Source organism: Pseudomonas sp. PDM25 (genome assembly GCF_019219045.1).
GTDB lineage: Bacteria > Pseudomonadota > Gammaproteobacteria > Pseudomonadales > Pseudomonadaceae > Aquipseudomonas.
Genome location: NZ_JAHUWL010000117.1, coordinates 1 through 203 on the forward strand (window position 1 = coordinate 1; position 203 = coordinate 203).

Consider the following 203-nt stretch of genomic DNA (forward strand, 5'->3'; position numbering starts at 1 on the left):
GCCTGGCCGTGGAAGAGCTGTGCTGCGAGGACGAATTGTTCCTGCCGCTCTGGGAGGAGTCCTACGTGATGACACTGCCCGTCGAACACCCCATGGCGCAGGACTCAGAGCAACAGCGTTGGACACCGATTGACGACTGGATCACCTGCCCGCAGCACGTATCCCATCAACGATTGATGGCCGTGTATGGCCGTTCGCCAGGG

General features: G+C 61.1%; 1 pseudogene. It reads left to right on the forward strand.

Annotated features, from left to right (window positions below):
• A pseudogene (locus KW848_RS31580) lies at positions 1 to 203 on the forward strand (LysR family transcriptional regulator); the annotation flags it as partial.